Source organism: Streptomyces niveus (assembly GCF_001723055.1).
In the GTDB taxonomy this organism is placed as follows: Bacteria; Actinomycetota; Actinomycetes; order Streptomycetales; family Streptomycetaceae; genus Streptomyces; species Streptomyces niveus.
Genome location: NZ_MDCR01000385.1, coordinates 1 through 1,871, shown reverse-complemented (window position 1 = coordinate 1,871; position 1,871 = coordinate 1). Strand labels below are relative to the sequence as shown.

Sequence of the window (1,871 nt, the reverse complement as noted above, 5' to 3'; positions counted from 1 at the left end):
CCCGCGCCAGCACCGGGATCCGGGAGCGCGGGGCGTCCAGCAGGACCTGCCCCGGCCCCTCGTACGCGGTCCCGGTTGCCGTGTCGTACCAGCGCCCGCGGGGCAGCCGTACCGCGCGCCGCTCCGTACCGGCCTCCAGCACCGGCGCCACCAGCAGCGAGTCCCCGAGCAGAAACGCGTCCTCGCAGTCCCGCAGCGCCCGGTCCTCCGGGGCGCCCCACCACACCGGACGGGCGTACGGCGCGCCCGTCAGCCGCGCCAGCTGGGCCAGCGTCATGAAGTACGGCCCCAGCCGCTCCCGCTCCAGGAGCGCCGTACGCGCGTGGCCGAGCACCTCGTCACCGAACTCCCACGGCTCCCTGCGCCCGGCTTCGATGGCCGCGTGCGTACGGAACAGCGGCAGATACGCGCCCAGTTGGTACCAGCGCAGAAACAGCTCCGGCGACGGATTCCCGGTGAAACCGCCCACGTCCGGACCCGAGTACGGCACCCCGCACAGCCCCAGCCCCAGCACCAGCGACAGCGAGGCACGCAGCCCCGGCCAGCCGGTCTCCACATCGCCGGACCAGGTCCCGCCGTACCGCTGCATCCCCGCCCAACCGGAGCGCGAGAAGAGGAAAGGCCGCTCGTCGGGCCGCAGCCGCCGCAGCCCCTCGTACCCGGCCATGCCCATCGTCAGCCCGTACACGTTGTGGGCCTCCCGGTGATCGCCGCCCCGCCCGTCGAGCGCGTGCCTGGCCGACAGAGGCAGCGTCATGTCCCCGAAGGGGGCGAACGACACCGGCTCGTTCATGTCGTGCCAGACGCCCGAGAAGCCCTGCGCGAGCCGCTCCTCGTAAAGAGAGCCCCACCATTCGCGCACCGCCGGATCGGTGAAGTCCGGATAGACGCACTCACCCGGCCAGACCTCTCCCCGTACGTCGTCACCGCGCGCGTCCCGGACGAACGCGCCCGCCGCCGCCCCGCTGTCGTACGTCTCGTTCCCCGGCTCCGCCTTCACCGCCGGATCCACGATCGACACCAGCCGCACCCCCTCGGCACGCAACTCCTTGGCGAGACCGGGCAGATCGGGGAAACGCCGCCGGTCCACGGTGAACACCCGGTGGCCGTCGTAGTGATCGATGTCCAGATGCAGCGCCGACAACGGCAGCCCGCGTTCGCGGTAGCCGGCCGCGATCCGCCGCACCTCGTCGGCCCCGCCGAAACCCCACCGCGCGTGCTGCGGCCCCAGCGCCCACGAAGGAGGCAGCGCCGGCAGCCCCGTCAGAGCCGTCCAGCCGTGCAGCACCCGCGCGGGCGTGCCGAGCAGCACCCAGCAGCGCAGCGGGCCGCCGTCCATCCGGAGCTCGGACGTGCCCGGCCGGTCATGCCCCGAGCCCGCGCCCTCCTCGCCCTCCTTAAGGATGACGCGCCCGACCCACGAGTTGTCGTAGAAGGCGAGGTGCGTCCCCGCGTCCGCCACCACCAACTGCACCGGCATGGTGATGTACAGCGGATCGTCACCGGGGCCGAACCGGCCCCGCGGATCGGTGTTCCACAGGCGGTACACGCCGTCGCGCAGCCGCGGGCCCGACGCCCTTCCGCCGAGCCCGAAGAAGCGCGCGTCGGCGGCCACCTCGGCTCGTTGCGCCCAGCGTGCCGGACCGCCGCCGTCCACCGGCTCCCACCAACGCGGCGGCAGCTCACGCCGCAGCACGACACCCCCCGGCGTCGCCACCTCCACGGCGCCGTGCCGGGAGACCGCCACCGTCACGCGCTCCGACACCACCCGCCAGCCGCCGTCCTTGTCGGGCTCCAGCACGGCCCGTGGGTCGGGCTCCGGCGGATCGCCCGCCAGCGCGTACGACGGTGCGGGCTCGGGGCATGACCGG

General features: G+C 74.1%; 1 protein-coding gene. It reads right to left on the bottom strand.

Annotated elements, in window-relative coordinates; genetic code table 11:
• Positions 1-1,871 (bottom strand): glycoside hydrolase family 31 protein (locus BHU15_RS33895; protein WP_069630629.1); only part of this gene is annotated, 1,871 nt, incomplete at both ends.